The organism is Xanthomonas sp. NCPPB 2933 (genome assembly GCF_056725225.1).
This window is the reverse complement of the sequence record NZ_CM161518.1, coordinates 3,236,034-3,260,652: the sequence shown is the minus strand read 5'-3', so window position 1 is coordinate 3,260,652 and position 24,619 is coordinate 3,236,034. Positions and strand designations below refer to the sequence as shown.

At 63.9% G+C, this 24,619-nt stretch carries 23 protein-coding genes and 1 tRNA gene; 21 read left to right on the top strand and 3 right to left on the bottom strand.

The genetic code is table 11. The features are described 5' to 3' along the window. The first annotated feature begins 3 nt into the window (after positions 1-3). Positions 4-495 carry a 2-C-methyl-D-erythritol 2,4-cyclodiphosphate synthase gene (ispF, locus tag AC1PLU_RS13270; protein ID WP_481106460.1) on the top strand — a complete coding sequence of 164 codons (492 nt, stop codon included), beginning with the start codon at positions 4-6 and terminating at the stop codon, positions 493-495. A gap of 250 nt (positions 496-745) precedes the next feature. Beyond that, positions 746-1,849 carry a tRNA pseudouridine(13) synthase TruD gene (gene truD, locus AC1PLU_RS13265; protein ID WP_481106459.1) on the top strand — a complete coding sequence of 368 codons (1,104 nt, stop codon included), beginning with the start codon at positions 746-748 and terminating at the stop codon, positions 1,847-1,849. 229 nt (positions 1,850-2,078) lie between these two features. Here truD and AC1PLU_RS13260 read toward each other — a convergent pair whose 3' ends face one another. Continuing rightward, positions 2,079-2,618, bottom strand: a complete 540-nt coding sequence (locus tag AC1PLU_RS13260; RefSeq protein WP_481106458.1) for a Smr/MutS family protein — start codon at positions 2,616-2,618, stop codon at positions 2,079-2,081. Between the two features lie 99 nt (positions 2,619-2,717). On the opposite strand from AC1PLU_RS13260, the gene surE reads away from it, so the two are divergent. Genes surE through AC1PLU_RS13240 form a run of 4 tightly spaced genes read left to right on the top strand, consistent with a single transcriptional unit; the run spans position 2,718 to position 5,580 of the window. After that, positions 2,718-3,497 (top strand): 5'/3'-nucleotidase SurE, encoded by a 780-nt coding sequence (surE, locus tag AC1PLU_RS13255; RefSeq protein WP_481106457.1) that lies wholly within the window; start codon positions 2,718-2,720, stop codon positions 3,495-3,497. Continuing rightward, the gene (locus AC1PLU_RS13250; protein WP_006453312.1) at positions 3,494-4,174 is read left to right on the top strand and encodes a protein-L-isoaspartate(D-aspartate) O-methyltransferase; all 681 of its coding nucleotides are present in this window, start codon (positions 3,494-3,496) and stop codon (positions 4,172-4,174) included. Before surE ends, AC1PLU_RS13250 begins: the two co-directional genes overlap by 4 nt. A gap of 18 nt (positions 4,175-4,192) precedes the next feature. Further along, positions 4,193-4,807, top strand: a complete 615-nt coding sequence (locus tag AC1PLU_RS13245) for a YqaA family protein (RefSeq protein WP_006453310.1) — start codon at positions 4,193-4,195, stop codon at positions 4,805-4,807. Next, positions 4,804-5,580, top strand: coding sequence for a peptidoglycan DD-metalloendopeptidase family protein (locus tag AC1PLU_RS13240; protein WP_481106456.1), 777 nt, complete (start codon positions 4,804-4,806; stop codon positions 5,578-5,580). The genes AC1PLU_RS13245 and AC1PLU_RS13240 overlap by 4 nt, the downstream gene beginning before the upstream one ends. A 164-nt stretch (positions 5,581-5,744) precedes the next feature. On the opposite strand, the gene AC1PLU_RS13235 is transcribed toward AC1PLU_RS13240, so the two are convergent. Beyond that, positions 5,745-6,125 carry an Mth938-like domain-containing protein gene (locus tag AC1PLU_RS13235; RefSeq protein WP_481106455.1) on the bottom strand — a complete coding sequence of 127 codons (381 nt, stop codon included), beginning with the start codon at positions 6,123-6,125 and terminating at the stop codon, positions 5,745-5,747. A gap of 15 nt (positions 6,126-6,140) precedes the next feature. Continuing rightward, positions 6,141-6,446 (bottom strand): ribosome assembly RNA-binding protein YhbY, encoded by a 306-nt coding sequence (gene yhbY, locus AC1PLU_RS13230; protein WP_006453307.1) that lies wholly within the window; start codon positions 6,444-6,446, stop codon positions 6,141-6,143. A 65-nt stretch (positions 6,447-6,511) separates the two neighbouring features. Between yhbY and rlmE the strand changes: the two genes are divergently transcribed. The 15 genes from rlmE to AC1PLU_RS13155 all read left to right on the top strand — a co-directional run bounded on the left by rlmE (position 6,512) and on the right by AC1PLU_RS13155 (position 24,541). Beyond that, positions 6,512-7,144 (top strand): 23S rRNA (uridine(2552)-2'-O)-methyltransferase RlmE, encoded by a 633-nt coding sequence (rlmE, locus tag AC1PLU_RS13225; RefSeq protein WP_043889169.1) that lies wholly within the window; start codon positions 6,512-6,514, stop codon positions 7,142-7,144. 61 nt (positions 7,145-7,205) lie between these two features. Next, positions 7,206-9,146: an ATP-dependent zinc metalloprotease FtsH gene (gene ftsH / locus AC1PLU_RS13220; protein ID WP_006453305.1), complete on the top strand. Its 1,941-nt coding sequence runs from the start codon at positions 7,206-7,208 to the stop codon at positions 9,144-9,146. A 209-nt stretch (positions 9,147-9,355) separates the two neighbouring features. After that, positions 9,356-10,258, top strand: coding sequence for a dihydropteroate synthase (gene folP, locus AC1PLU_RS13215; protein ID WP_481095225.1), 903 nt, complete (start codon positions 9,356-9,358; stop codon positions 10,256-10,258). Then, on the top strand, positions 10,258-11,241 hold the full coding sequence (miaA, locus tag AC1PLU_RS13210; RefSeq protein WP_481106454.1) for a tRNA (adenosine(37)-N6)-dimethylallyltransferase MiaA: 984 nt from the start codon (positions 10,258-10,260) through the stop codon (positions 11,239-11,241). Before folP ends, miaA begins: the two co-directional genes overlap by 1 nt. A 77-nt stretch (positions 11,242-11,318) precedes the next feature. Next, on the top strand, positions 11,319-11,597 hold the full coding sequence (gene hfq, locus AC1PLU_RS13205; protein WP_043889764.1) for an RNA chaperone Hfq: 279 nt from the start codon (positions 11,319-11,321) through the stop codon (positions 11,595-11,597). Positions 11,598-11,608: 11 nt separating this feature from the next. Next, positions 11,609-12,928, top strand: a complete 1,320-nt coding sequence (gene hflX, locus AC1PLU_RS13200; protein WP_023903748.1) for a ribosome rescue GTPase HflX — start codon at positions 11,609-11,611, stop codon at positions 12,926-12,928. Between the two features lie 195 nt (positions 12,929-13,123). Next, a complete protein-coding gene (locus AC1PLU_RS13195; RefSeq protein ID WP_023903749.1) occupies positions 13,124-13,618 on the top strand; it encodes a CinA family protein in 495 nt (164 codons plus the stop codon). A gap of 273 nt (positions 13,619-13,891) precedes the next feature. After that, complete coding sequence (locus AC1PLU_RS13190; RefSeq protein ID WP_481095223.1) at positions 13,892-16,426, top strand: TonB-dependent receptor; 2,535 nt, start codon at positions 13,892-13,894, stop codon at positions 16,424-16,426. A gap of 431 nt (positions 16,427-16,857) precedes the next feature. Continuing rightward, a complete protein-coding gene (gene ubiB, locus AC1PLU_RS13185; RefSeq protein WP_481106453.1) occupies positions 16,858-18,534 on the top strand; it encodes a 2-polyprenylphenol 6-hydroxylase in 1,677 nt (558 codons plus the stop codon). A gap of 109 nt (positions 18,535-18,643) precedes the next feature. Then, on the top strand, positions 18,644-19,285 hold the full coding sequence (gene lexA / locus AC1PLU_RS13180) for a transcriptional repressor LexA (protein WP_481106452.1): 642 nt from the start codon (positions 18,644-18,646) through the stop codon (positions 19,283-19,285). 172 nt (positions 19,286-19,457) lie between these two features. Beyond that, positions 19,458-20,492, top strand: a complete 1,035-nt coding sequence (recA, locus tag AC1PLU_RS13175; RefSeq protein ID WP_006453296.1) for a recombinase RecA — start codon at positions 19,458-19,460, stop codon at positions 20,490-20,492. Between the two features lie 283 nt (positions 20,493-20,775). Next, positions 20,776-21,264, top strand: a complete 489-nt coding sequence (recX, locus tag AC1PLU_RS13170) for a recombination regulator RecX (RefSeq protein ID WP_023903754.1) — start codon at positions 20,776-20,778, stop codon at positions 21,262-21,264. Between the two features lie 100 nt (positions 21,265-21,364). Next, positions 21,365-24,013: an alanine--tRNA ligase gene (gene alaS / locus AC1PLU_RS13165; RefSeq protein WP_481106451.1), complete on the top strand. Its 2,649-nt coding sequence runs from the start codon at positions 21,365-21,367 to the stop codon at positions 24,011-24,013. Positions 24,014-24,152: 139 nt separating this feature from the next. Next, entirely contained in the window at positions 24,153-24,365 is a 213-nt protein-coding gene (gene csrA, locus AC1PLU_RS13160; RefSeq protein ID WP_003481884.1) for a carbon storage regulator CsrA, read from the top strand. 83 nt (positions 24,366-24,448) lie between these two features. Beyond that, positions 24,449-24,541 (top strand) — tRNA-Ser (locus tag AC1PLU_RS13155). Positions 24,542-24,619 lie beyond the last annotated feature (78 nt).

Sequence of the window (24,619 nt, the reverse complement as noted above, 5' to 3'; positions counted from 1 at the left end):
TCCATGTCTTTCAATGTTCGAATTGGTCAGGGCTACGACGTGCATGCGTTCGGCGCGGGCGACCACGTGATGCTGGGAGGGGTGCGCGTTGCGCACAGCCATGGCGTGCTCGCGCACAGCGACGGCGACGTGGTGCTGCACGCGCTATGCGATGCGATGCTGGGCGCGCTGGCGCTGGGCGATATCGGCCAGCATTTCCCGCCGTCCGACGCGCGCTGGAAGGACGCCGACAGCGCGCAGTTTCTGCAGCACTGCGATCACTTGCTGCGCGAGCGTGGCTGGCGCGTGGGCAATGCCGATGTCACGGTGATCTGCGAGCGCCCCAAGATCGGCCCGCATGCGCTGGCAATGCGCGAACGCATCGCCGGCCTGCTGGCGATCGAGCTCGATGCGGTCAGCGTCAAGGCCACCACCAGCGAACAACTCGGCTTCACCGGTCGCAGCGAGGGCATCGCTGCGCAGGCGGCGGTGTTGCTCGGCAGGATCGCAGCCTGACGGCGACCAACAAAACTACTGCGCTCATCGTCATGCAGGCGCGGCCGATGCTCGTTACAGCATGTAGCACGCGTACCCTGCGGTTCCGAGCGTGCCGTCCACACTCACCTGACGCCTGTCGGCCAGGTTTTTAGCCGCTCTAACTCGTAGTCACGCACGCCGGGCTCGCCTCGACGTTGCAACGCGACACCACCGCGCCGAGGCATTCGGCATACAGCGCACGACACGTCGGCGCGAAGGTAACCACAGCATGAGCGACACCTCTGTTCTGCCGCGCGCGCATGGCGCTGCGGTCCTTGGCGCAGCAATGCGCAGCACGCCCGAAGATTTTCAGGTCGATGAGCTGCCGGCATTTGAAGCCTCCGGCGAAGGCGAGCACCTGTTGCTCAGCGTGCGCAAACGTGGCCAGAACACCGCGTATATCGCCAAGAAACTTGCGCTGTGGGCGGGCATTGCGGAAATGGGCGTCAGCTACGCCGGCTTGAAGGATCGCCATGCGGTGACCACGCAGCGTTTCAGCGTGCATCTGCCAAAACGTATCGCGCCGGACATCGCTGCGCTCGACGACGACGAAATGCAGGTGGTCGACAGCACCTGGCACAACCGCAAGCTGCAACGCGGCGCGCTGCACGGCAATCGCTTCGTGTTGACGCTGCGCCAGGTGCAGGGCGAACGCGACGCGATCGAGCAACGCTTGCAGGCGATCGCCGCACGCGGCATTCCCAACTGGTTTGGCGAACAACGCTTTGGTCGCGATGGCGGCAACGTGGCATCGGCGTTGGCGATGTTCGGCTACATGCAGGATGCCGAGGGGGCTTTGGTGCCGGCACCGAAGCGGCGTCTGCGCAACGATCAACGTTCGATATTGCTGTCGGCGGCGCGCTCGGCACTGTTCAATCGCGTGCTCACTGCACGCGTGGAGCAGGGCAGTTGGGACGCCGCGCTGGAGGGCGAGGCCTGGATGCTGGATGGCTCACGCAGCGTGTTCGGTCCCGAGCCGTGGAGCGAGGTGCTGGCCGAGCGTCTGGCGCGTTTCGATATCCATCCCAGTGGCCCGTTATGGGGCGTGGGCGAACTGCGTTCGACCGGCCAGGCTGCAGAAGTGGAGCGGGGCGCGTTGTCCGATCCGCAATCCGAGGCGCTGCGGATCGGTCTGGAAGCCGCTGGCTTGAAGCAGGAGCGGCGCGCCTTGCGTTTGCGCCCGCTAGGCTTGGACTACCGTTGGTTGGATGCGCAGACCCTGCAGGTCGAATTCGCACTGCCGCCGGGCTGCTACGCCACCGCGGTGCTGTGGGAGCTGGGCGAGGTGATCGACGCAGGTCGCTTCAACGCCAGCGTGCGTTCCGAGGCGTAGCCTGTTCGGTCGCCGGTGGCCACACGGCAGGGCGCCAGCGATGATCTCCAAGTGCCGATCTACGTGCAGGAGCGGCCTAGCCCGCGATGGACATCTTCAATAGGTGTTGCTTGGCGAACGCGTCACCTCACGTAGGAGCGGCCCTGGCCGCGAGAGGCATGCCCGGTAACGCCTCACTTGGCGTAAGCGTCGGCCACGACTCACATCAGCCGTTCGTCGCGCAATCGGCCTAGCGCCGCGCCAACAACACCAACAACGCCCCCGTACCACCTTGCGTGGCCGGCGCCGAATGAAACGCCAGCACATCGTTGCGCTGGCGCAACAGCCGGTCCATCAGATTCTTCAGCACCGGCGCGCCGTTGTCCGACTGCAGCCCTTTGCCATGGATGATGCGCACGCAGCCGTGTTCGTGCGCATGCGCATCGAGCAGGAACTGCCGCAACAACGACTCGGCCTGCGCTGCGGTGGCGCCATGCAGATCCAGTTCGTCCTGGATCGAGAACTGGCCGCGCTTGAGCCGCTGAAACAATCGGGTGGGAAGATTCTCGCGCCGATAACTGGCGGTGTCGCCCGCCTCCAACGGCGCGCTGTCGCGCAGCAGACGTGCGAATTCGGTGTGCGCTTCGGCGTCGTCGCGCTCGGCCATGCGCGCGCGCGGCTTCGGGCGCGGTTTGGCGTTGGCCGGGGGGGCGACTTCACGAATCGGATTGACCGCGCCAATCGCTGCGCGGAACAACGCGCCGTCGTCTTCGTCTTCAGGATGCGACATGCTCACAGCGTAACGTGCCCAACCTCAGGTGCAAGCGAAGATCAAGCGCGAAGGCGAGGGACGCATCCGGTATCATGACCCGGTTTTCCGAGGAGTCTCATGCGCGTACTGGTTAGCAACGACGACGGTGTCGACGCCCCCGGCATCCAGATTCTGGCCGAGGCGCTGCGGCGTGCCGGTCATGAAGTGATGGTGGTCGCCCCCGACCGCGACCGCTCCGGCGCCAGCAATTCGCTGACGCTGGACGTGCCGATCCGCACCCGCCGCATCGATGCGCATACCTGCGCGGTGGCCGGCACGCCAACCGACTGCGTGCATCTGGCGCTGACCGGCATGCTCGATTACGACCCGGACATCGTGGTCTCCGGCATCAACAACTCGGCCAATCTCGGCGACGACGTGATCTATTCGGGCACCGTGTCGGCCGCGATGGAAGGCCGCTTTCTCGGCTTGCCCGCAGTGGCGGTCTCGTTGGTGACGCACAACCACGAAGCACATCACTATGAAACCGCCGCGCGCGCAGCGGTGGAGATCGTGGCGCGGCTCAAATCCGATCCCTTGCCCGCCGACACCATTCTCAACGTCAACGTGCCGGATCTGGCCTGGTCGGATCTGCTAGGTTTCGAAGTCACCCGGCTCGGCAACCGCCACCGTTCCGAGCCCTGCGTGCCGCAACGCGATCCGCGCGGCCGTACCGTGTACTGGATCGGCCCGGCCGGTCCCGAGCAGGATGCCGGCACCGGCACCGATTTCCACGCCGTGCGCACCGGGCATATCTCGATCACCCCGATCCATGTCGACCTCACCCGCTATCAGGCGCTGGAAACCGTGGCCGGCTGGGTCGGTGGCCTGACTGCCGCACTGGACGCACCGGCATGACGCCGAGGCTGCGTCTGCTGCAACCGGAGTCGGTGGGGATCGGCATGACCTCGCAACGCGTGCGCGACCGGCTGGTCGAGCGCCTGCGCGAGGCCGGCATCCAGGACGAGGCCACGCTCAACGCGGTGCGTACCGTGCCGCGGCATCTGTTCATCGATGAAGCGTTGGCCTCGCGCGCCTACGAAGACACCGCATTGCCGATCGGCCACGGCCAGACCATCTCGCAGCCCTGGGTGGTCGCGCGCATGACCGAGGCGGTGCTGCAGGTTGGCCCGACCAAAGTGCTCGAAGTGGGCACCGGCTCTGGCTACCAGGGCGCGATCCTGGCCGCTTTGGGCCTGGAGGTTTACACCGTCGAGCGCATCGGCGACCTGCTGCGGCAGGCGCGCAAGCGCTTCCGCCATCTGGGAATGAACGTGCGCAGCAAGCATGACGACGGCCGCATCGGCTGGCCCGAGCATGGTCCCTACGATGCCATCGTGGTCACGGCTGCCGCTCCGGCGCTGGTGGATGCGCTGGTCGATCAACTGGCGGTCGGCGGACGTCTGGTCGCCCCGGTCGGTGGCGCGTCTTCGCAATCGCTGATGCAACTCACACGTGGTGCCGACGGCGCGATCGAACAGCAGGTTCTGGCGCCGGTCACGTTCGTCCCGCTGTTGTCGGGCATGCTGGATTGAATCCATGAGAGTTCCTCGATGAAGATCTTCGGGCCGTTGTACGACGTGGCCATTCGTTGGTCGCGCAACCGGCGCGCACCCGCGCTACTGACCGGCCTCAGTTTCGTGGAGGGCTTCATCTTTCCGGTGCCGCCGGAAGTGATGTTGGCGCCGATGTCGCTGGCCGAGCCCAAGCGTGCGTTGTGGTTCGCCACCTTGAGCCTGATCGGCTCGGTGTGCGGCGCGCTGGTCGGCTATCTGCTCGGCCATTTCGCCTTTGCCGCATTGCAGCCGGTGATCGAATGGCTGGGCTGGAGCGTGAAGATCCAGGCGCAGATCGAGATGCTGCGCGCGCTGGTGGCAGAGTCGCCGTGGAAGGCCTTCTGGGCACTGGTGCTGGTGGGTTTCACCCCGATTCCTTTGAAGATCTTTACCTGGGCCTCGGGCGTGGTCGGTGTGCCGATCCTGCCCTTCATCGCCAGCATGCTGGTGGGGCGCGGCAAGCGCGTGTATCTGGTGGCCGGCGCGATCCGGTTGGGTGGCGCACGCGCCGAAGCAGCGCTGCATCGCTGGATCGAGCCGCTGGGCTGGGTGGCCATGGCCGTCCTGGCCGCGGGCGCAGGGTGGTTGGTGTGGAAGACAATGAACGGATGAGCACGTTGCAGATGAATTCGTTACGTAAGACAGCAGTCATGCTCGTGGTCGCCATCGGGCTGACCGCCTGCAGCAGCGCCACGGTGGTGCGTTCGCCAGGCGCCGGCGGTGGTTCGTCTTCCTCGCGTCCGTCTACGGCTGCGCGTGCGTCGGTGCCGCGCCCAGGTGCGACCGTCACCGTCCAGCGCGGCGACACGCTGTACGCCATTTCGCGTCGGACTAATATCACTGCGCCGGATCTGGCGGCCTGGAACGGGCTGTCTTCACCGAACACCATCTATCCCGGCCAGACGCTCAAGCTGTATCCGGGTGGTGCCAGCAGGCCGGGCAGCAGCACCTCGACGGCCGGCACGGTAGTTCCGCCGCGGCCGACTGCACCGATCGCTGCACCGGTCAGTAGTGGATTCCAATGGCGCTGGCCGGCTGATGGCGTGGTGGTCGGCACCTTCGTCGCTGGCGAGACCACCAAACAGGGCGTGGATATCGCCGGTGCCAGCGGGCAGGCGGTACGTGCCGCCGCAGATGGCGTGGTGGTGTACTCCGGCGCCGGCCTGGTCGGCTATGGCGAGCTGATCATCATCAAACACAATGATCAGTGGCTGTCTGCCTATGGGCACAACCGCAAGCGCCTGCTCAACGAAGGCCAGAGCGTGAAGGCCGGCCAGCAGATCGCCGAGATGGGTCGCAGCGGTGCCGCCCGCGACATGCTGCACTTCGAGATTCGCTACAACGGCAAGCCGGTCGATCCGCTGTTGTATTTGCCGAGGAAGTGATTCGGGATTCGGGATTTGGGATTCGCAACGGCAACGGCGCTGGGCTGTCAGCGCTGCTTACAAGACGCTGACAGCGGCTGGGAAATTGTTTGAGGTGTCGCTACTGCTGGCGTGAGAGCGACATCTGCTCCAGCCCGCAGTTGCGAATCCCCAATCCCGATTCCCTAATCCCGGCCTTCCAGAATCATCGCCAACGCCACCCGGCGGCCTTCGCTGGCCAGCAAGTTATACGTGCGCGCCGCGGCCGCGTTGGTCATCGCTTCCAGCCCGATGCCGCGGGTCAGGCAGGCCGCCAGGACATCGGTGGTCGGAAACTGCTGGTGCTCGCCGGTGCCAAGCAGGATCACCGCCGGGGACAGCGCCAGCACCGCGTCCATATGCCCGGCCTGAAGCTGTTCCAGGTTGGGCACCGGCCAGCGTTCGACCAGTTCATCGGGCATCAGGATGAAGCTCTGCTGCAAGATGCGCTCGTTCACCTTGGCATGGCGGCCATCGGCCGCGCGCAGCGCATAGGTGTAGTCGGGATGTTCCTGGCTTAAAGGCATAACGAACTCGTCAGGTCAGCCGCGCGGCAACACGATCTGGCGCTTTTCCTTGCTGGGGCGGTAAAGAATGGCGACATGGCCGATCCGCTGCACCAGCGCGCTGCCGGTCTTTTGAGTAATGTCGGCAATCATGGCGTCGCGGGCCTCGCGATCCTCCGATGCCACCTTCACCTTGATCAGTTCGTGGCGCTCGAGCACTTCCTCGAGTTCGGCCAGAAATGCCGGCGTGACCCCTTTGCCGCCGGTTTGCAGCAGTGCTTTGAGATCGTGGGCCTGGCCGCGCAGGAAACGGTTCTGGGCGGAGGTGAGAACAATGGACATGCAGGATCAAAGGGAAGCAAAGGGTGTTCAGGGTATCATGGCGACCCGTTCGGACCCCTTTGCCAATGCCCTCCCGCAGTAAAAGTAGCCAGCGCTGGCTCAAGGAACACTTCGCCGACCCTTACGTGAAGAAGGCTCAGGCCGAAGGCATGCGCTCGCGTGCCGCCTACAAGCTGGAGGAATTGCTTCAGCGCGACCGCCTGCTCAAGCCGGACATGGTGGTGGTCGATCTGGGCGCCGCGCCCGGCGGCTGGTGCCAGCAGGTGCGCAGGTCGCTCGGCGACACCGGCCGGGTACTGGCGCTGGACATCCTGGAGATGCCCCCGCTGGCCGGGGTGGAGTTCCTTCATGGCGACTTCAGGGAACAAGCCGTCCTATCGGAATTCGAAGCGATGTTGGGCGATGTGCCGGTGGACCTTGTTCTGTCCGATATGGCCCCCAATAAGAGTGGCATGGATGCGGTCGACCAACCGCGGATGATGCACCTGGCGGAACTGGCGATGGAATTTGCCGACAACCACCTCAAGACGGGTGGGGCATTTTTGATCAAGCTGTTCCAGGGTGTTGGATCCGACGACTACATTCGCGAGCTTCGCCGCCGCTATGAGAAGGTGACGATTCGCAAACCGGCGGCCTCGCGCAAGCGCTCCCCGGAAGTTTATGCGCTCGGTCAGGGCAAGCGTGCCCAGATCAAGTAAGCTGCCAATGACCACCGTGTTTCAAGAATTTGATGAGTAGAGGGCACCGGAGCCAATGAGGATGAACGACTTGACCAAGAATCTGCTGCTGTGGGTGGTCGTCGCGGTTGTGCTGATGGTCGTCTTTCAGAGCTTCTCGCCGCGGATGGCAGGCGGCGTCGGCCCCGACTCGATCACCTACACCCAGTTCCTGAAGGAAGTGGACTCCGGTCGCGTCAAGTCGGTGGACTACACCGATGAGACCAACCTGGCCGTCAACGCGATCCGCTTCAAGCGCACCGACGGCAGCGAAGCCACCGTGTACGGTCCGCGCGACGACAAGCTGGTCGACGTGCTGTACAGCAAGAACATCGAAATGACCCGCCAGAAGCCCTCCACCGGCCCTGGTTTCTGGTCGTTGGTGCTCAACTTCCTGCCGGTTATCCTGATCATCGGCTTCTGGCTGTTCATCATGCGCCAGATGCAAGGCGGTGGCGGCGGTGCCAAGGGTGCGATGAGCTTCGGCAAGTCACGCGCCAAGTTGCAGGGCGAGGACCAGGTCAAGATCACCTTTGCCGACGTTGCCGGTTGCGACGAGGCCAAGGAAGAAGTCAGCGAGCTGGTCGACTTCCTGCGCGACCCGACCAAGTTCACCAAGTTGGGCGGCAAGATTCCGCGCGGCGTGTTGATGGTCGGCCCGCCGGGTACCGGTAAGACGCTGCTGGCCCGCGCCATCGCTGGCGAAGCCAAGGTGCCTTTCTTCAGCATCTCCGGTTCGGACTTTGTCGAAATGTTCGTCGGCGTCGGTGCGAGCCGTGTGCGCGACATGTTCGAGCAGGCCAAGAAGCACGCGCCGTGCATCATCTTCATCGACGAAATCGATGCGGTGGGCCGTCATCGCGGCGCCGGCCTCGGCGGCGGGCATGACGAGCGCGAGCAGACCTTGAACCAGCTGCTGGTCGAAATGGACGGCTTTGAAGGCGGCGAAGGCGTGATCGTGATCGCGGCCACCAACCGTCCCGACGTGCTGGATCCGGCGCTGCTGCGTCCGGGCCGTTTCGATCGCCAGGTCGTGGTCGGGTTGCCGGACGTCAAGGGTCGCGAGCAGATCCTGCGTGTGCACATGCGCAAGCTGCCATTGGCCGACGACGTGGTGCCGATGGTGATCGCCCGCGGTACCCCGGGTTTCTCGGGTGCCGATCTGGCCAACCTGTGTAATGAAGCGGCGTTGTTTGCGGCGCGCGGTAGCGAGAAGGAAGTCCGCATGGACCACTTCGACCGTGCCCGCGACAAGATCCTGATGGGTGCCGAGCGTCGCTCGATGGCCATGAGCGAGGACGAGAAGACGCTGACCGCGTACCACGAAGCTGGCCATGCCATCGTCGGCCGTCTGGTGCCGGAGCATGACCCGGTCTACAAGGTCACCATCATTCCGCGTGGTCGCGCCCTCGGCGTGACGATGTATCTGCCGGAAGGCGACCGTTACTCGATGAACCGGGTGGCGATCGAATCCCAGCTGTGCTCGCTGTATGGCGGCCGTGTTGCCGAGGAGTTGATCTTCGGTGGCGACAAGGTCACCACCGGTGCCTCCAACGACATCGAGCGTGCGACCAAGATGGCGCGCAACATGGTCACCAAGTGGGGCTTGTCCGACGAACTCGGCCCGGTGGCCTACGGCGAGGAAGAAGACGAGGTGTTCCTGGGCCGTTCGGTGACCCAGCACAAGAATGTCTCCGACGAAACCGCGCGCATGATCGACGAAGTGGTGCGCTCGATCCTGGACAAGGCCTACAGCAAGACCAAGGCGATCCTCACCGAGAACCTGGACAAGCTGCACGCGATGTCGCAATTGTTGCTGCAGTACGAAACCATCGACGTGCCGCAGATCGACGCCATCATGGAAGGCCGCGAGCCGCCGCCGCCGGCCGGTTGGGCCAAGTCCGACAAGGACGGTGGCAACAACAACGACAAGGGCAGCCCGCGTCCGTTGCCGCCGATTGCCGGGCCAGCCGAGCAGCTGTAACGCTACGCATCGGTCAGCTGCAGCAGCATCCATCAAGGCCGGGGAGCGATTCCCGGCCTTGATGCGTTTGGACGCTGACCAACGCAGCTCCCGGCTTCGGTCATTTCGCGGCCTCGGTTGATAATTCATTCGGCAGATCGCAAAACACGCGCGCCACGGCAGCGCGCATCGGTCGCCACCCATCGCAACCCCTGCAGGAGAACCCCACGATGTTCGACACCGCCCTCAAGCTGGATTGCGCCGGTCGCATCCTGCGACTGGATGCGCCGCAGTTGATGGGCATCGTCAATGTCACGCCCGATTCGTTTTCCGACGGTGGCCAGCACGCCACCTGCGAGGCCGCCATCGCACACGGCCTGCGTCTGGTCGAGGAGGGCGCTGCGGTGCTGGATATCGGTGGCGAATCCACCCGCCCTGGCGCGACCCCGGTCGCGCTGGAAGAAGAACTGCAGCGCGTGATTCCGGTGATCGACGCATTGGCGCGTCAAACCAGCGTGCCGATCAGTGTGGATACCTTCAAACCGGAGGTGATGCGCGCGGCCGTCGCGGCCGGCGCCGGCATGATCAACGATGTCTATGCGCTGCGTTCGCCGGGCGCGTTGGATGCTGCATCGGAATTGCGCGTGCCGGTGGTACTGATGCACGCACGCAGCGCACCGCATGCCATGCAGGACGCGCCGCACTACGACGACGTGGTGGCCGAGGTGCACCGCTTTCTGGCCGAGCGCATCTTCGCCGCCGAAATGGCCGGCATCGACAAACGCCGGTTGATCCTCGACCCCGGCTTCGGCTTCGACAAGACCACCACGCACAACCTGACTGTGCTGGCGCAGCTGCAGCGCCTGCAGGAATTCGGCTTGCCGGTGCTGGCAGGGCTATCGCGCAAGCGCAGCATCGGCGAGTTGACCGGCCGCGAACGTGCGGCCGAGCGTGTGCATGGCTCGGTGGCCGCGCACCTGATTGCCGCGCAGCACGGCGCCCTGTTGCTGCGCGTGCACGATGTGGCCGCGACCGTGGATGCCTTGAAGGTGTGGAGTGCGATGTCGGCAATTCCCGTGCCGCGTGTGAGTGCGCCTGCGGTACCGACCATCCGTTGGCCGGACGAGGACTGATGCCGGCCGACCGACGCCCGCTCGCGATCGCGTTGATGGGCCCGACCGCCAGCGGCAAGACCGCGCTGGCACTGGAAGCGGCGCAGCGCTGGAATGGCGAGATTGTCAGCGTCGATTCGGCACTGGTGTATCGCGGGCTGGAGATCGGCGCGGCCAAGCCGGATGCCGCCATGCGTGCAGCCGTGCCGCATCATCTGCTCGATCTGCGCGATCCCTGGCAGATCTATTCGGCGGCGGAGTTCGCTAGCGATGCGCGGCAGGCGATCGACCAGATTGTGGCGCGCGGCAAGCTGCCGATTCTCGCCGGCGGCACCGGACTGTATTTTCGCGCCTTACTGGAAGGGCTGTCGCAGCTGCCCGAAGCCGATCCGCAGGTTCGCTTGACGATCGCAGTCGAAGCCGAACAACTCGGCTGGGCCGCGCTGCATGCACAACTGGCGCAGGTCGATCCGGTCGCGGCTGCGCGTATCCACAGCACCGATCCGCAGCGTATCCAGCGGGCGTTGGAGGTCTACCGCATCAGCGGCAGGCCGATCAGCTATTGGCAGGCGCTACCGCCAGGCCCGCGCCTGCCGGTGCGGGTGTTGAAAGTGGTGCTGGCGCCGCGTGAGCGCGCCGTGCTGCATGCGCGGATCGAACAGCGACTGGATGCCATGCTGGCGCAGGATTTTCTGGCCGAAGTGGAGCGTCTGCGCGCGCTGCCGCAACTGCGCGCGGTTGCCGCGCCGCTGGATCTGCCTGCGATCCGCGCGGTCGGTTATCGCCAGGCCTGGGAGTATCTGGATGGTGCCGGCAGCCTGGCGCAGTTCCGCGAAAAAGCGATCCATGCGACGCGTCAACTGGCCAAACGGCAACTCACCTGGCTGCGTGGCGAGCTCGACGCGCGCTGGTTCGATCCGGAGCGTGACCGCCATCAATTGGAAGCCGCACTTGTCGGCTTCCTCGCTCATCGTCCCGCTGTGCCGCAGGCTTCAGGCGTGTAACATCCCGTTTCCGGGGCCGGCTGGGGATGGCAGGTGTCGACCGGGACAATAAGAACAATAATGAAGAGGAGTTTTCGATGGCTAAGGGGCAATCTTTACAGGATCCATTCCTCAACGCGCTGCGGCGCGAGCGGGTGCCGGTCTCTGTGTATCTGGTCAACGGCATCAAGCTGCAGGGCACGATCGAGTCGTTCGACCAGTTCGTGGTGCTACTGCGCAACACCGTGAGTCAGATGGTTTACAAGCACGCCATCTCCACGGTTGTGCCGGCGCGCAATGTGCGCGTGGGACCGGGCGGTGGTTATGTGCAACCCAATGAAGGCAACCAGGCGGAAGATGACGACGTCGAGCAGTAATGGAGTAGTGCGTGTTTGATCGCTCACGTAAGGGTGAACATGCGCTGTTGATTCAGACCCACTCCGGTGGGCCTGCCGAGGAGGATGTGCTGGAGGAGTTCGCCGACCTTGCAAAGTCGGCGGGCGCCACGATCGCGGCCACGCTCACCGCGCGCATCGACAAACCGAGCCCATCGACCCTGATCGGCAGCGGCAAGCTGGAAGAGGTCAAGGCGGCTGCCGAAGCCACCGGCGCGGATCTGGTGCTGGTCAACCACACCTTGTCGCCGGGTCAGGAGCGCAATCTGGAGCGCTATCTGGAGCGGCGCGTGATCGACCGCACCGGGCTGATCCTGGACATCTTCGCGCAACGCGCGCGCAGCCATGAAGGCAAGCTGCAGGTCGAACTGGCACAGTTGCGGCACATGGCCACCCGGCTGGTGCGCGGCTGGACCCACCTGGAGCGCCAGCGCGGCGGTGCGATCGGCCTGCGCGGCCCCGGCGAAACACAGCTGGAAACCGACCGCCGCCTGCTGCAGAAGCGGGTGGAGCAGTTGCAGCAGCGGCTGGAGAAAGTCGAGGTGCAGCGCACCCAGATGCGCCGCGCGCGCATGCGCAGCGAACTGCCGCGCATTGCATTGGTCGGCTACACCAACGCAGGCAAATCGACGCTGTTCAATGCGTTGACCGGTGCCGAGGCCTACGTGGCTGACCAATTGTTCGCCACGCTCGATCCCACCGTGCGCCGCATCGCATTGCCGGGCGGTAGCGCGATTCTGGCCGATACGGTCGGCTTCGTACGCGATCTGCCGCACCAACTGGTCGCCGCGTTCCGCTCGACCCTGTCCGAAGCACGCGACGCCGATCTGCTGTTGCACATCGTCGATGCGGCCGACCCGTTGCGCGAAGAACGCATCCGCCAGGTCGATGAGGTGTTGCATGCCGTCGGCGCGGGCGATCTGCCGCAGCTGCTGGTGTTCAACAAGATCGACAAGATCGAGGGCGCGCAAGTGCGTCACGATGCACAGGACGGCATCCCCGACCAGGCGCGGCGCGAACGCGTGTGGGTCTCTGCGCGCGATGGACGCGGGTTGGAAGAGTTGCAACACGCACTCGGCCAGCGGCTGGATCTGCGTCATCTGACCGGACAGCTGCGGCTGCCGCCGTCGGCGGGGCGCTTGCGTTCCAAGCTGCATCAGCTGGAAGTGGTGCGTAACGAGCAATCCGACGAGGATGGCTGGTTGCTGGACGTCGATCTGCCGATGGTCGAAGCCGAGCGGCTCGCCGCCAGCGAAGACGGCGCACCGCTGCGCGCGATGCTGCCCGATCGCCGCGAAGACTGGGAATCGTGATCGGCACTGCACAGTCGGGTTGGCTCGACTGTGCACAACGCCCGAGTCGATCCAGCGCGGGCCGAGCAGTACGCCTGCCTTGCGCATATCGCCACTGAACCTCTGCCACGCCGTGGCTGTCCCGTTTCTGCAGCCGCCGCAGACAGATGGGACGAATTGGGCTAAAACGTTCGCTGCCTCTTTATTCCCTTGCCTATGTCCATGTCCGCCGATTTCGAACTGCAGCAGTTGGCCGAAACCCTTGGTCAGCAACTGCTTGCCGCGCGCGAGCGCCTGGTCACCGCCGAGAGTTGCACCGGCGGCTGGATCGCCAAGGCGGTGACCGATGTGGCGGGCTCTTCGCACTGGTTCGATTGCGGCATGGCCGCCTACAGCTACGAGGCCAAGCAGGCATTGCTCGGCGTGCGGCCGCATACGCTGGAAGTGCATGGTGCGGTTAGCCGCGAAACGGTGATCGAGATGGTCTCCGGTGCGCTGGTCAATTCCGGCGCCAGCATCGCCGTGGCGGTGACCGGCATTGCCGGGCCGGGTGGCGGCAGCGAGGACAAGCCGGTCGGCACGGTATGGATCGGCTGGAAGCGTCGTGGCGGTTATGCCACTGCGCAGCTGTTCCAGTTCAACGGCGATCGCGATGCAGTGCGTCGGCAAACCGTGGTTGCGGCGCTGCGCGGTTTGAGCGCATTGCTATAGGTGTGTGATCTGCGCGCCAGCCGCTCTGGTGCATTAGCTGTCTGATGTGTCGCACAAGTGTGATTGCCAACGCCGCGATTCTCGCCTGACGATGCGTGGCATTGTTTTAACGCATGGCTCCAATGCGTATCGAACGATAGCCGCATTCGTCACACGCTCCGCGTGTTCGGTTACCTGCGTTGCTCAGTCTCGTTAACCCGGTAAGGTGTGAAGCCACGCGAACTGCGGCGCTCGCCGTACTGCATCGCCTGCGCGCTTTGTCGGGGGATAAACATGGGTATGGATCAGCAACGTGGCACCACGCTTGCGCTCGCACTTTTTGCGGGCATGCAGGTATCGCCGCTGTGTGCACAGACAACAGCGCAGCCAGATCCAAAGAAGCCGGCAACGCTGGCAGCGCTCAAGGTCACTGCACAAAAGCGCGAGGAATCGCTGCAGAACGTGCCGGTGGTGCTTTCGGTGCTTCCCGAGCAGCTGCTGCAGGACAGCGGCGTGCACGACATCAAGGAGCTGCAGATGCTGGTGCCCGGCTTGATCGTGACCAGCAGTCAAAGTGCAGCGCAAACCACCGCGCGCATTCGCGGCATCGGCACGGTTGGCGACAATGCCGGGCTCGAATCCTCGGTGGGTGTGGTCATCGATGGCGTGGCCCGCGCGCGCAACGGCGTGAGCTTTGCCGACCTGGGAGAGCTTGAGCGCATCGAAGTGTTGAAAGGCCCGCAAGGCACTGTCTTCGGCAAGAACACCTCGGCCGGTGTCATCAACGTGGTCACGCGCCGGCCCAGTTTTACCCGCAGTGCCGATGCCGAAATCACCGCGGGCAACTTTGGCGCGCTCGGGATTGCCGCCGCCTTCAACGATGCGCTGGGCGACACTAGCGCATTACGCGTGTATGCCGCCAGACGGCGTCGCGATGGATTCGAGCAGGTGGTCACCGGCGCTGGCCCGCGCACCGCCACCGACGATGGCGACCAGAATCTGCGCACCGCGCGCGTGCAGCTTCTTTGGGAGCCCACCGACGATCTGGACATCAATCTGGCGGCCGACGTCACCAGCCGCCAGGAAAATTGCTGCGTCACCGTGACCACCGAGCGCGGGCCGACCGCTGCGCTGATCGATGCGCTGACGCCGGGCGGGCAGGGCACCAATGCGCGTGCCGACCCGCAGAGCAGGCGTGCCTACAGCAATCGCAGCACCGCGCAGGAGATTCAGGACAAGGGCATCTCGGCACAGGTGGACTGGACCACCCCGTGGTTGAGCGAGGCGGTGCTGACTTCGATCACCGCAGTGCGCGACTGGAAATCCGTCAACGGCCTGGATTTCGATTACGGCGCTGCAGACATTCTCTATCGCGCTCCGCGCGAAGACGAGATGCTGACCAGGTTCAAGACCTTCAGTCAGGAACTGCGCCTGGCTGGATCGAGTGAGCGTCTCGATTGGATGGTCGGCGCGTTTTACGCAGACGAAACCCTGCATCGCAACGAGTCCTATCGCTTCGGCAGTGCGTACGAGCCGTATCTGTCGAGCGTGCTGCTTGCACGCGTCAATCCTGCGTTGGCCGCACGTGCGGATGCGACGCGTTTTCTCGCCGACGCCACCGGCTTGCCGGCCGGCACGCTGTTCCGCGGCCAGGGTAGCCAGGACCGCTTTCGGCAGGATGGCACCAGCGCCGCGCTGTTCACCAACAACACCTGGCACGCCACCGACGCGCTGGATGTCGTGGTGGGGTTGCGCTACACCTACGAGAACAAAACGCTGCGATCGGCATTTCAGAATCCCGATGGAAGCCCGGCATGTGCCAGTTATTTCGCGCCTAGCGGCCAGGTCGATCCGGCTGCGTTGCGGCGGATCGGTGCGGCGCTGGTGGCGCGTGGTGTGCCCGCATCTGCGGTGCCGTCGATCGCACCGCAAGTGATCGGTTTCACCTGTCTGCCTTGGGCCAATGTTGCCCATGATGGTCGTCGGACCGAGCAGCAACGCACCGAGCGCGAGTGGTCCGGTACCGCCAAGCTGGCGTATCGCTGGAACGATGCGCTGATGACGTATGTGTCGGCGGCGCGTGGCTACAAGGCAGGCGGTTTCAATCTGGATCGCGTGCAGTCCTCCGATGGCCTGTCCAGCGGCGTGCAGGGCATCCTGCCGGTGGATGACACCGCGTTCCCGGGCGAGTTCGTCGACAGCTACGAGCTCGGCGCCAAGAGCACCTGGCTCGGTGGCAACCTGCTGTTGAATGCAGCGCTGTTCTATCAGGATTTCAGCGATTTTCAGCTCAACAACTTTCTGGGGACCAGCTTTGTGGTGCGTGCCATTCCCACCGTTGTGTCGCGCGGCATCGATACCGAAATCCTGTGGCAGGGCGCAGTGCCCGGCCTGATGCTGCAAGGCGGGCTCAGCTATACCGACACCCGCTATGGCGACGATCTCTTACCGGATGCGGATCTGGCGCTGCTGCCGGGCAGCCGTTTGAGTTTTGCGCCGCGCTGGTCGGCCAATCTATCGGTGACCTACGAACGCGCGCTTGGCAATCGGCTCACGGGCCGTTTCAACGTTGGCGCCAAGTACAGCTCCGAATACAACGCAGGCTCGGATCTGGATCCGCAAAAATCGCAACCGGGCTACACCTTGCTCAATGCGCGCTTCGGCATCGGCGCCAACGATAAGCACTGGTTGCTGGAAGCATGGGCAGAAAATCTCGGCAATGAAACCTATCGGCAGATCGTCATCGACGCGCCGCTCCAGGCTGGTTCGTGGAATGCGTTTCTGGGTGCGCCGCGCACGTATGGGGTGACGCTGCGGCTGCGTTATTGAGCCTGTTTCGCCCGACTTCCTGGCAGCGTTACACGGACGCGTTACAGCAAGCACGATCTAACGTGGGCTAAGCCTGATGTTGAGGGAGGCGCGACATCGTCATGCAGATCGGCTACAAACAAGCTCTCGTTGTTGAGCTGCGTGCCGATGCATCTGATTTTCGCCCCTGTGTTGTTTTCGTCCATGCCAGAGGCAGTTGGCAGACGGCTCGCGTCTCTGGATCGCCCGGGCGCCTATTTTCAACCGCCTGCATACACATCTGCCGGTCTCTCGATGACCCCGCGCGTGCGTGATGATGCAGGTGCCTGCATGGCACCGGGATCGTCTCGAAACACAGCTCCGATGCGGTCGATCTTCGACGACCCGCAACGCGCTGCACCTTCTGCAAGCGTGCAGCGCCTGGCTGCCGCACACGCACAGGCGGTGCACTGATGTGGGAAGCGCTCGGCACCGTTCGTGACCTCGGGCGTCTGCAGGAAATCGCCGCGGTCCTGATTCGTTATGGGTTCGGCGATGTGGTGCGCCGCATTGGCTTGGCCGATGTGCTCGAGCGTGCCGGCAAGCTGTTGCACTGGCATAACGCCGAGGGCCGTTTGCGCATGTCCGCCGCGATGCGCGTGCGGCGCGCCCTGGAAGAACTCGGGCCAACCTTCGTCAAGCTGGGGCAGGTGCTGGCCACACGCGTGGACCTGTTGCCGCAGGAATGGATCGAGGAATTGAGCGAGCTGCAAAACGCAGTTCCCGCGCTGCCGTTCGAGCAGATCCGCCCGCAATTGGTCGCAGCGCTGGGCGCCGAGCCTGAGAGCATCTTCGCGCGCCTGGACGAGCAACCGTTGGCTGCCGCATCGCTGGCGCAGACACATCGCGCCTGGCTCGCCGATGGCACACCGGTGGTGTTGAAGATCCGTCGCCCCGGCATCGGCGACACCATCGATGCGGATCTGCGCTTGCTTGCGCGGCTGGCGGAGATCGTGGAAGCACGTGCCCCCGACCTGAAGCGCTATCGCCCCGCCGAAGTCGTGCAGCAATTCACCGTGTCCCTGCGGCGCGAACTCGACTTCGCCGCCGAGTGCCGCAATGCCGAACGCATCGCCGCCAATTTCGCCAACGACCCCAATGTCGTGGTGCCAAAGGTGTATTGGGAGTGGACCTGCGAATCGCTGAATGTGCAGGAGTTCATCGACGGTATTCCCGGGCGCGACCTGGCCGCAGTCGATGCGGCCGGCCTGGACCGCAAGGCGCTCGCACGCACCGGTGCCGGCATCGTGTTCAAGATGGTGCTGCAGGATGGCTGCTTCCATGCCGACCCGCACCCGGGAAACATTTTCTATCTGCGCGACGGACGCATTGCAGTGATCGACTTCGGCATGGTCGGGCGCGTCTCCGAGCAGCGCCGGTTCCAGGTCGCGCAACTGCTGCACGGCATGGTGAGCTATGACGCCGAAGCGGTCATCGACGTGCTGCTGGAATGGGCCGGCACCAATCTGGATATCGATGAGTCGCGCTTGCAGCAGGACATCGGCGCCTTCGTCGACGAGTATCGCGGCGTGCCGTTGAAGGAACTGCGCATCGGCGCAATGCTTGGCGATGTCACGTCCATCCTGCGCGATCACGGGCTCACGTTGCCGTCGGATCTGGCGTTGATGATCAAGGCGTTTCTCACGCTCGAAGGCATGGGCCGCCAGCTCGACCCGGATTTCGATATGGCCAGCGAGGCGCGCCCGTATCTTGAACGCGTGGTGCTGCAGCGTTACGCACCGAGCGCGATGTTGCGGCGCAGCCGGCGTACCGTGACCGGGGCGATCGATCTACTTGGCGACCTGCCGCGCGATCTCAAACGGCTGCTGCAGGCCGCGCGTCGCGGCAAGCTGCAACTGCATGTCGAAACGCGTGCGTTGCGCGAGTTCGGCGAGCAGGTCGATCGTGCCGCCAACCGGCTCACCATGGGCATTGTCACCGCCGCGTTGGTGATTGGCTCGTCGATCGTCATGAACAGCGTCGGCGGCAGTGCCAGTCGCTGGCTGCTGGCGTTGGGTGTCGGCGGGTTCATCGGCGCGGCACTGTGCGGCATCTGGATCCTGTTCTCGATCTGGCGCAGCCGGCGTTAGCGCAGCCGTTCGGCTGCGATGCTGCTGTCTGCAACCCGCTCGTCGGGTTGCAGACCAAAGCTGCAAACAACAGTTGCGCAGGCGTCAGTTAGTAGTAATACTACTAACCATGGAACTGACCGATACCCAGCAAGCAATCCTGTCCTTGATCGCCGAGCGCATCGATGCCGACGGCGTGCCGCCCTCGCAGACCGAGATCGCGCGTGCGTTCGGTTTCAAGGGCGTGCGCGCAGCGCAGTACCACCTGGAGGCGCTGGAACAAGCGGGTGCGATCCGTCGTGTTCCCGGTCAAGCGCGTGGCATCCGCCTGGCCGGGCGGGGCACACAGTCGCGCACACCGCCGGCCAGCGAGCCTGTCCGCGATGACGTATTGCGCCTGCCAGTGCTGGGCCGCGTTGCAGCGGGCCTGCCGATCGGCGCGGATATCGGCTCGGACGACTTCGTGGTGCTGGACCGGGTGTTCTTCTCGCCTTCGCCAGACTACTTGCTCAAGGTGCAGGGCGATTCGATGCGCGACGAAGGCATCTTCAACGGCGACCTGATCGGTGTGCACCGCACCCGTGACGCGCGCTCGGGGCAGATCGTGGTCGCCCGGATCGACGAGGAGATCACGGTCAAACTGTTGAAGATCGGCAAGGACCGCATTCGGCTGCTGCCGCGCAACCCGGACTACGCGCCGATCGAAGTGTTGCCGGATCAGGATTTCGCGATCGAGGGCTTGTATTGCGGGCTACTGAGGCCAAATCGTTGAGCAGTGCGCCGATGGGCGTGCTGGCTTTTTCCCGAGCCGGCACCGCAGGATTTCCCGCTGCCATTGCACTGCCCGCATCCCTAATCTGAGTGTGTCGCCGCCAGTCTCAGCCTGTGCGATACACCGCCGCTACATTCGCCCTACACCGAAATCACTGACAAGGATCACCCAGATGGATGAGAACAAAAAGCGCGCCCTTTCCGCAGCACTGAGCCAGATCGAAAAGCAATTCGGCAAAGGTTCGGTCATGCGCATGGGCGACCGCGCCATCGAGGCGGTCGAAGTCATTCCAACCGGTTCGTTGATGCTGGATATCGCACTCGGCATCGGTGGTCTGCCCAAGGGCCGCGTGGTCGAAATCTACGGGCCGGAAGCCTCGGGCAAGACCACCCTGACCCTGCAAGCAATTGCCGAATGCCAGAAGAAGGGCGGCACCGCAGCCTTCATCGATGCCGAGCATGCGCTGGACCCGATCTATGCCGCCAAGCTGGGCGTCAACGTCGACGACCTGCTGCTCTCGCAGCCCGATACCGGTGAGCAGGCACTGGAAATCGCAGACATGCTGGTACGTTCGAGCTCGGTCGACATCGTGGTGGTCGACTCGGTCGCCGCGCTGACCCCGAAGGCAGAAATCGAAGGCGAGATGGGCGACCAGCTGCCGGGTCTGCAGGCACGTCTGATGAGCCAGGCGCTGCGCAAGCTGACCGGCAACATCAAGCGCTCCAACACCCTGGTGGTCTTCATCAACCAGCTGCGCCACAAGATCGGCGTGATGATGCCGGGCCAGAGCCCGGAAGTGACCACCGGCGGCAATGCGCTGAAGTTCTACGCCTCGGTGCGTCTGGATATCCGTCGTATCGGCGCGATCAAGAAGGGGGATGAAATCATCGGCAATCAGACCAAGATCAAGGTGGTCAAGAACAAGCTGGCGCCTCCGTTCAAGCAGGTCGTGACTGAAATTCTCTACGGCGAAGGCATCAGCCGCGAGGGCGAATTGATCGATATGGGCGTGGAAGCCAAGCTGGTCGAGAAAGCGGGCGCCTGGTACAGCTACGGCGAAGAGCGCATCGGGCAGGGCAAGGACAATGCGCGTACCTATCTGCGCGATAACCCGCAGGTTGCGATCAAGCTGGAAGCCGAGCTGCGCGAGAAGTTCCAGCCCGCCGAAGCGCCGCGTGAAGCAGGCGACGACGCCGAGAAGGAATAAGCGATCAGAGCAGCCAGAAGAACCTGGCGGATAGCTGTCAGATAGGTGGGGCGGTGCGCAGGAAGCGCAGGCGACGGGTGGTAGGTGCTCGTCTCTAACGCTGGCCGCACCTGCCTGACAGCAGCGCAACAGGTTTCGATGGCCGCTCCAAGGTTTTTCTATCGCGGGGACGGTGGAGTCAGTGCCGCCGCGCTTCGCGGTAGATCTATCGAAGGCCAGGAGGGCAGGCGCCATGGACGGCGCATCGGTTGAGCAGTGATTTGGTGATTCAGGACACCTCACGATGGACGAGCAAGAGCCCGCGCCAAAGCGGGGACGCCGGTTCAAGGAGCAGACGCCGGTCCAACGCGCACTCGGATTGCTGGTGCGTCGCGAGCATTCGCGCAAAGAATTGAACCGCAAGCTGTTGGCACGCGGCATAGAGCCGGAAGCTGCCGAGGCTGCCGTAGAGCGTCTCGCTGGTGAGGGCTGGCAGGACGACACCCGGTTTGCGGCGTCGGTCGTTCGTAATCGTGCAGGCTCGGGCTACGGTCCACTGCATATTCGCGCCGAACTCGGAACCCATGGCCTGGATAGCGAGGCCATCAGTGCTGCAATGGCGACCTTTGAAGGCGATTGGACCGAAAACGCACGCGATCTGATCCGTCGCCGGTTCGGCGAGCAGGGCCCGGTGGATCTGCCGCAGCGGCGCAAGGCCGCTGATCTGTTGGCCCGGCGTGGTTTTGATGGCAACAGCATTCGTAGCGCCACGCGCTTCGACCTTGAGGACTGAGGGCGTCAGGCCTGCTACCCTTTGTGGTTTAAGGTTGTTCCGCTCGTCTGCGCCCACATTCATTGGGTGACCGGGACCGCCGCCCGCCCAATGCCAGCACATGAACGCACCTGCCAAATACAGCACTTCCCAGATCCGTAGTGACTTCCTCGCCTTCTTCGAAGGCAAGGGCCACACCATCGTGCCGTCCGCACCGCTGGTGCCGGGCAACGACCCGACCTTGCTGTTCACCAACTCGGGCATGGTCCAATTCAAGGACGTCTTTCTCGGCGCGGAAAAGCGCAGCTATGTGCGTGCTGCCGACGTGCAGCGCTGCCTGCGTGCCGGCGGCAAGCACAACGATCTGGATTCGGTGGGCTATACCGCGCGCCACCACACCTTCTTCGAAATGCTCGGCAATTGGTCGTTCGGCGATTATTTCAAGAAGGACGCCATCAGTTGGGCCTGGGAGCTACTGACCCAGGTCTGGAAGCTGCCGGCCGACCGCCTGCTGGTCACGGTCTACCACACCGACGAAGAAGCCTTCGCGTTGTGGCGCGACATGATCGGCATCCCGGAAAGCCGCATCGTGCGCATCGGCGACAACAAGGGGGCGCCATATGCCTCCGACAATTTCTGGCAGATGGCCGATACCGGTCCATGCGGCCCGTGCACCGAGATCTTCTTCGACCATGGCGATCACATCGCCGGTGGTCCGCCAGGTTCGCCGGACGAGGATGGCGATCGCTTCATCGAGATCTGGAATCTGGTCTTCATGCAGTTCGATCGGCAGCCCGATGGCACCTTGATTCCGTTGCCGGCCCCGTGTGTGGATACCGGCATGGGTCTGGAGCGTCTCGCCGCGATCCTTCAGCAAGTGCATACCAATTACGAAATCGACGTGTTCCAGGCGTTGATCGGCAAGGCCAGCGCGCTGACCGGCGTTGCCGATCTGGAAAACAAGTCGCTGCGGGTGATCGCCGATCACATCCGCGCCTGTTCGTTCCTGATCGTCGATGGCGTGCTGCCCTCCAATGAAGGTCGTGGCTATGTGTTGCGCCGGATCATCCGGCGTGCGCTGCGCCATGGCTGGATGCTCGGTGTGCGCCAGCCGTTCTTCAGCAAGATGGTGCCGACCCTGGTTGAGCTGATGGGTGAGGCTTATCCGGAACTGGTAGTCGCTCAAGCGACGGTCGCGCGCGCCTTGCTGGCCGAGGAAGAGCGCTTTGCCGAAACGCTGGACGCCGGCATGAAGATCTTCGACGACGTCGCTTCGCGCTCGCAGGAGGTCATTCCCGGTGCCGATGCATTCCGTCTGTTCGACACCTACGGATTTCCGGTCGATCTGACCTCCGACATCGCACGCGAGCGCGGCTTGCGTGTGGACATGGAGGGCTTCGAGTTCGCGATGGAGCGTCAGCGCGAAACCGCGCGTGCCGCAGGCAAGTTCGGTGGTGGCGTCGCATTGCCGGCCGATCTGGTCGCTACGATGTCGCCGACGGTGTTTCTGGGCTACGAAGCCTACGACGCCGATGCGCTCAAGGTCGTTGCGCTGCTCAAGCAGGGCCGTCCGGTCGAACGCGCCGACGCAGGTGACGAGGTCATCGTGTTCACCGACCGCACACCGTTCTATGCCGAGTCCGGTGGTCAGGTCGGCGATAGCGGTCAGCTGAGCGGGACCGGTGTCTCCATCGACGTTGCCGATACGCAGAAATTTGCCGGGCAGTTCCATGGTCACGTAGGGCGCATCACCGAAGGTGCGCTTGCGCTGGGCGATGTGCTGTCCGGTGGTATCGACGTGCAGCGTCGCGGCAAGACCATCCTCAATCACTCGGCTACGCATCTGCTGCATGCAGCTTTGCGCGAAGTGTTGGGCACGCACGTCCAGCAGAAGGGATCGTTGGTTGCACCGGACCGTCTGCGTTTCGACTTCTCGCACTTTCAGCCGATCACTGCCGAAGAACTCGCCGTGATCGAACGCAAGGTCAACGCCGAGGTGCGCACCAACCACAGTGTGGAGGTGCACAACATGGCCATGCAGGAAGCGCTGGATTTCGGCGCGATGGCGTTGTTTGGCGAGAAGTACGGCGAAAACGTGCGTGTGCTGAAGATGGGTGGCTATTCCACCGAGCTCTGCGGTGGCACCCACGTCACCCGCACGGGCGACATCGGCCTGTTCAAGATTACCTCCGAGGGCGGTGTGTCGTCCGGCGTGCGCCGTATCGAAGCGGTGACCGGGCAGGGCGCGCTGGACTATGTGGCCGACGAAGAGCGTCGTCTGCTTGAGGCCGCTCATCTGCTCGGCGGCAATGCGACTGAAGTCGTCGACAAGGTGCGCGCACTCACCGAGCGCCAGAAGCGTCTGGAGCGTGAGCTGGAGTCGCTCAAGGCCAAGCTCGCCTCGGGTGCGACTGCAGATCTGGGCGCCAGCGCCGTCGATGTCGCAGGGGTCAAGGTCATCGCAGTGCGTCTGGAAGGCTTCGATGCCAAGGCACTGCGCGATGCGATGGATCGGCTGAAGCAGCAATTGGGCGATTCGGTGATCGTGCTGGCCGGAGCATCTGCCGGCAAGGTCGCGCTTGTTGCCGGCGTGAACGGTAGCCCAACTGGCAAGGTGAAGGCAGGGGAACTCCTCGGCCATATCGCCAGTCAGATCGGAGGCAAGGGCGGTGGCCGTCCGGATCTCGCCCAGGGTGGTGGCGAGGACGGGCCCGCCCTTGCGACCGCGCTCGACGGCGTGCACTCCTGGGTCAAGCAACACTTGGGCTGAACACTTGTCCTGCCATGCCTTGCTGGCTGGCAGGATCTGCCGCTACCATTTCCGGTCTATTCCCTTTACCTATAGACGCGTCTCATCAGGAGGCCGTCGATGCTGGTGGGAAACCCACCGGTTCCAGGAGATTTGAAAAATGTTGATCCTCACTCGCCGGGTAGGCGAAACCTTGATGATCGGCGACTCGGTCACTGTTACCGTGCTCGGCGTCAAGGGTAATCAGGTGCGCATTGGCATCACCGCACCGAAAGATGTGGCTGTGCACCGCGAAGAAATCTATCAGCGCATTCAGCGTGGCGATGAGCCGGTCGCTTCCGGCGCGCATCACGGCGACGATTCTTCGAATTGATTGTCGCAAAGGGTTTACGTTAACCCCCCTTACCCGGTATTCTTCGCGGCCTGCCACAGACAACGCGGCAGGACGTGAAAACTGGAGCGATGCCCGAGCGGCTGAAGGGGCTCCCCTGCTAAGGGAGTATAGGGTCAAAAGCTCTATCGAGGGTTCGAATCCCTCTCGCTCCGCCAGTGTTCTAGACGCCCGCAAATCTCTGATTTGCGGGCGTTTTTATTTGCATTGCGGCACGGGCTTGCAAGCCCTTTTGA

Excerpts from the sequence above, each read along its gene's own strand:
- ispF (WP_481106460.1), top strand. The coding sequence starts at position 4 with ATGTCTTTCAATGTTCGAATTGGTCAGGGCTACGACGTGCATGCGTTC.
- truD (WP_481106459.1), top strand. The coding sequence starts at position 746 with ATGAGCGACACCTCTGTTCTGCCGCGCGCGCATGGCGCTGCGGTCCTT.
- AC1PLU_RS13260 (WP_481106458.1), bottom strand. The coding sequence starts at position 2,618 with ATGTCGCATCCTGAAGACGAAGACGACGGCGCGTTGTTCCGCGCAGCG.
- surE (WP_481106457.1), top strand. The coding sequence starts at position 2,718 with ATGCGCGTACTGGTTAGCAACGACGACGGTGTCGACGCCCCCGGCATC.
- AC1PLU_RS13250 (WP_006453312.1), top strand. The coding sequence starts at position 3,494 with ATGACGCCGAGGCTGCGTCTGCTGCAACCGGAGTCGGTGGGGATCGGC.
- AC1PLU_RS13245 (WP_006453310.1), top strand. The coding sequence starts at position 4,193 with ATGAAGATCTTCGGGCCGTTGTACGACGTGGCCATTCGTTGGTCGCGC.
- AC1PLU_RS13240 (WP_481106456.1), top strand. The coding sequence starts at position 4,804 with ATGAGCACGTTGCAGATGAATTCGTTACGTAAGACAGCAGTCATGCTC.
- AC1PLU_RS13235 (WP_481106455.1), bottom strand. The coding sequence starts at position 6,125 with ATGCCTTTAAGCCAGGAACATCCCGACTACACCTATGCGCTGCGCGCG.
- yhbY (WP_006453307.1), bottom strand. The coding sequence starts at position 6,446 with ATGTCCATTGTTCTCACCTCCGCCCAGAACCGTTTCCTGCGCGGCCAG.
- rlmE (WP_043889169.1), top strand. The coding sequence starts at position 6,512 with ATGCCCTCCCGCAGTAAAAGTAGCCAGCGCTGGCTCAAGGAACACTTC.
- ftsH (WP_006453305.1), top strand. The coding sequence starts at position 7,206 with ATGAACGACTTGACCAAGAATCTGCTGCTGTGGGTGGTCGTCGCGGTT.
- folP (WP_481095225.1), top strand. The coding sequence starts at position 9,356 with ATGTTCGACACCGCCCTCAAGCTGGATTGCGCCGGTCGCATCCTGCGA.
- miaA (WP_481106454.1), top strand. The coding sequence starts at position 10,258 with ATGCCGGCCGACCGACGCCCGCTCGCGATCGCGTTGATGGGCCCGACC.
- hfq (WP_043889764.1), top strand. The coding sequence starts at position 11,319 with ATGGCTAAGGGGCAATCTTTACAGGATCCATTCCTCAACGCGCTGCGG.
- AC1PLU_RS13195 (WP_023903749.1), top strand. The coding sequence starts at position 13,124 with ATGTCCATGTCCGCCGATTTCGAACTGCAGCAGTTGGCCGAAACCCTT.
- AC1PLU_RS13190 (WP_481095223.1), top strand. The coding sequence starts at position 13,892 with ATGGGTATGGATCAGCAACGTGGCACCACGCTTGCGCTCGCACTTTTT.
- ubiB (WP_481106453.1), top strand. The coding sequence starts at position 16,858 with ATGTGGGAAGCGCTCGGCACCGTTCGTGACCTCGGGCGTCTGCAGGAA.
- lexA (WP_481106452.1), top strand. The coding sequence starts at position 18,644 with ATGGAACTGACCGATACCCAGCAAGCAATCCTGTCCTTGATCGCCGAG.
- recA (WP_006453296.1), top strand. The coding sequence starts at position 19,458 with ATGGATGAGAACAAAAAGCGCGCCCTTTCCGCAGCACTGAGCCAGATC.
- recX (WP_023903754.1), top strand. The coding sequence starts at position 20,776 with ATGGACGAGCAAGAGCCCGCGCCAAAGCGGGGACGCCGGTTCAAGGAG.
- alaS (WP_481106451.1), top strand. The coding sequence starts at position 21,365 with ATGAACGCACCTGCCAAATACAGCACTTCCCAGATCCGTAGTGACTTC.
- csrA (WP_003481884.1), top strand. The coding sequence starts at position 24,153 with ATGTTGATCCTCACTCGCCGGGTAGGCGAAACCTTGATGATCGGCGAC.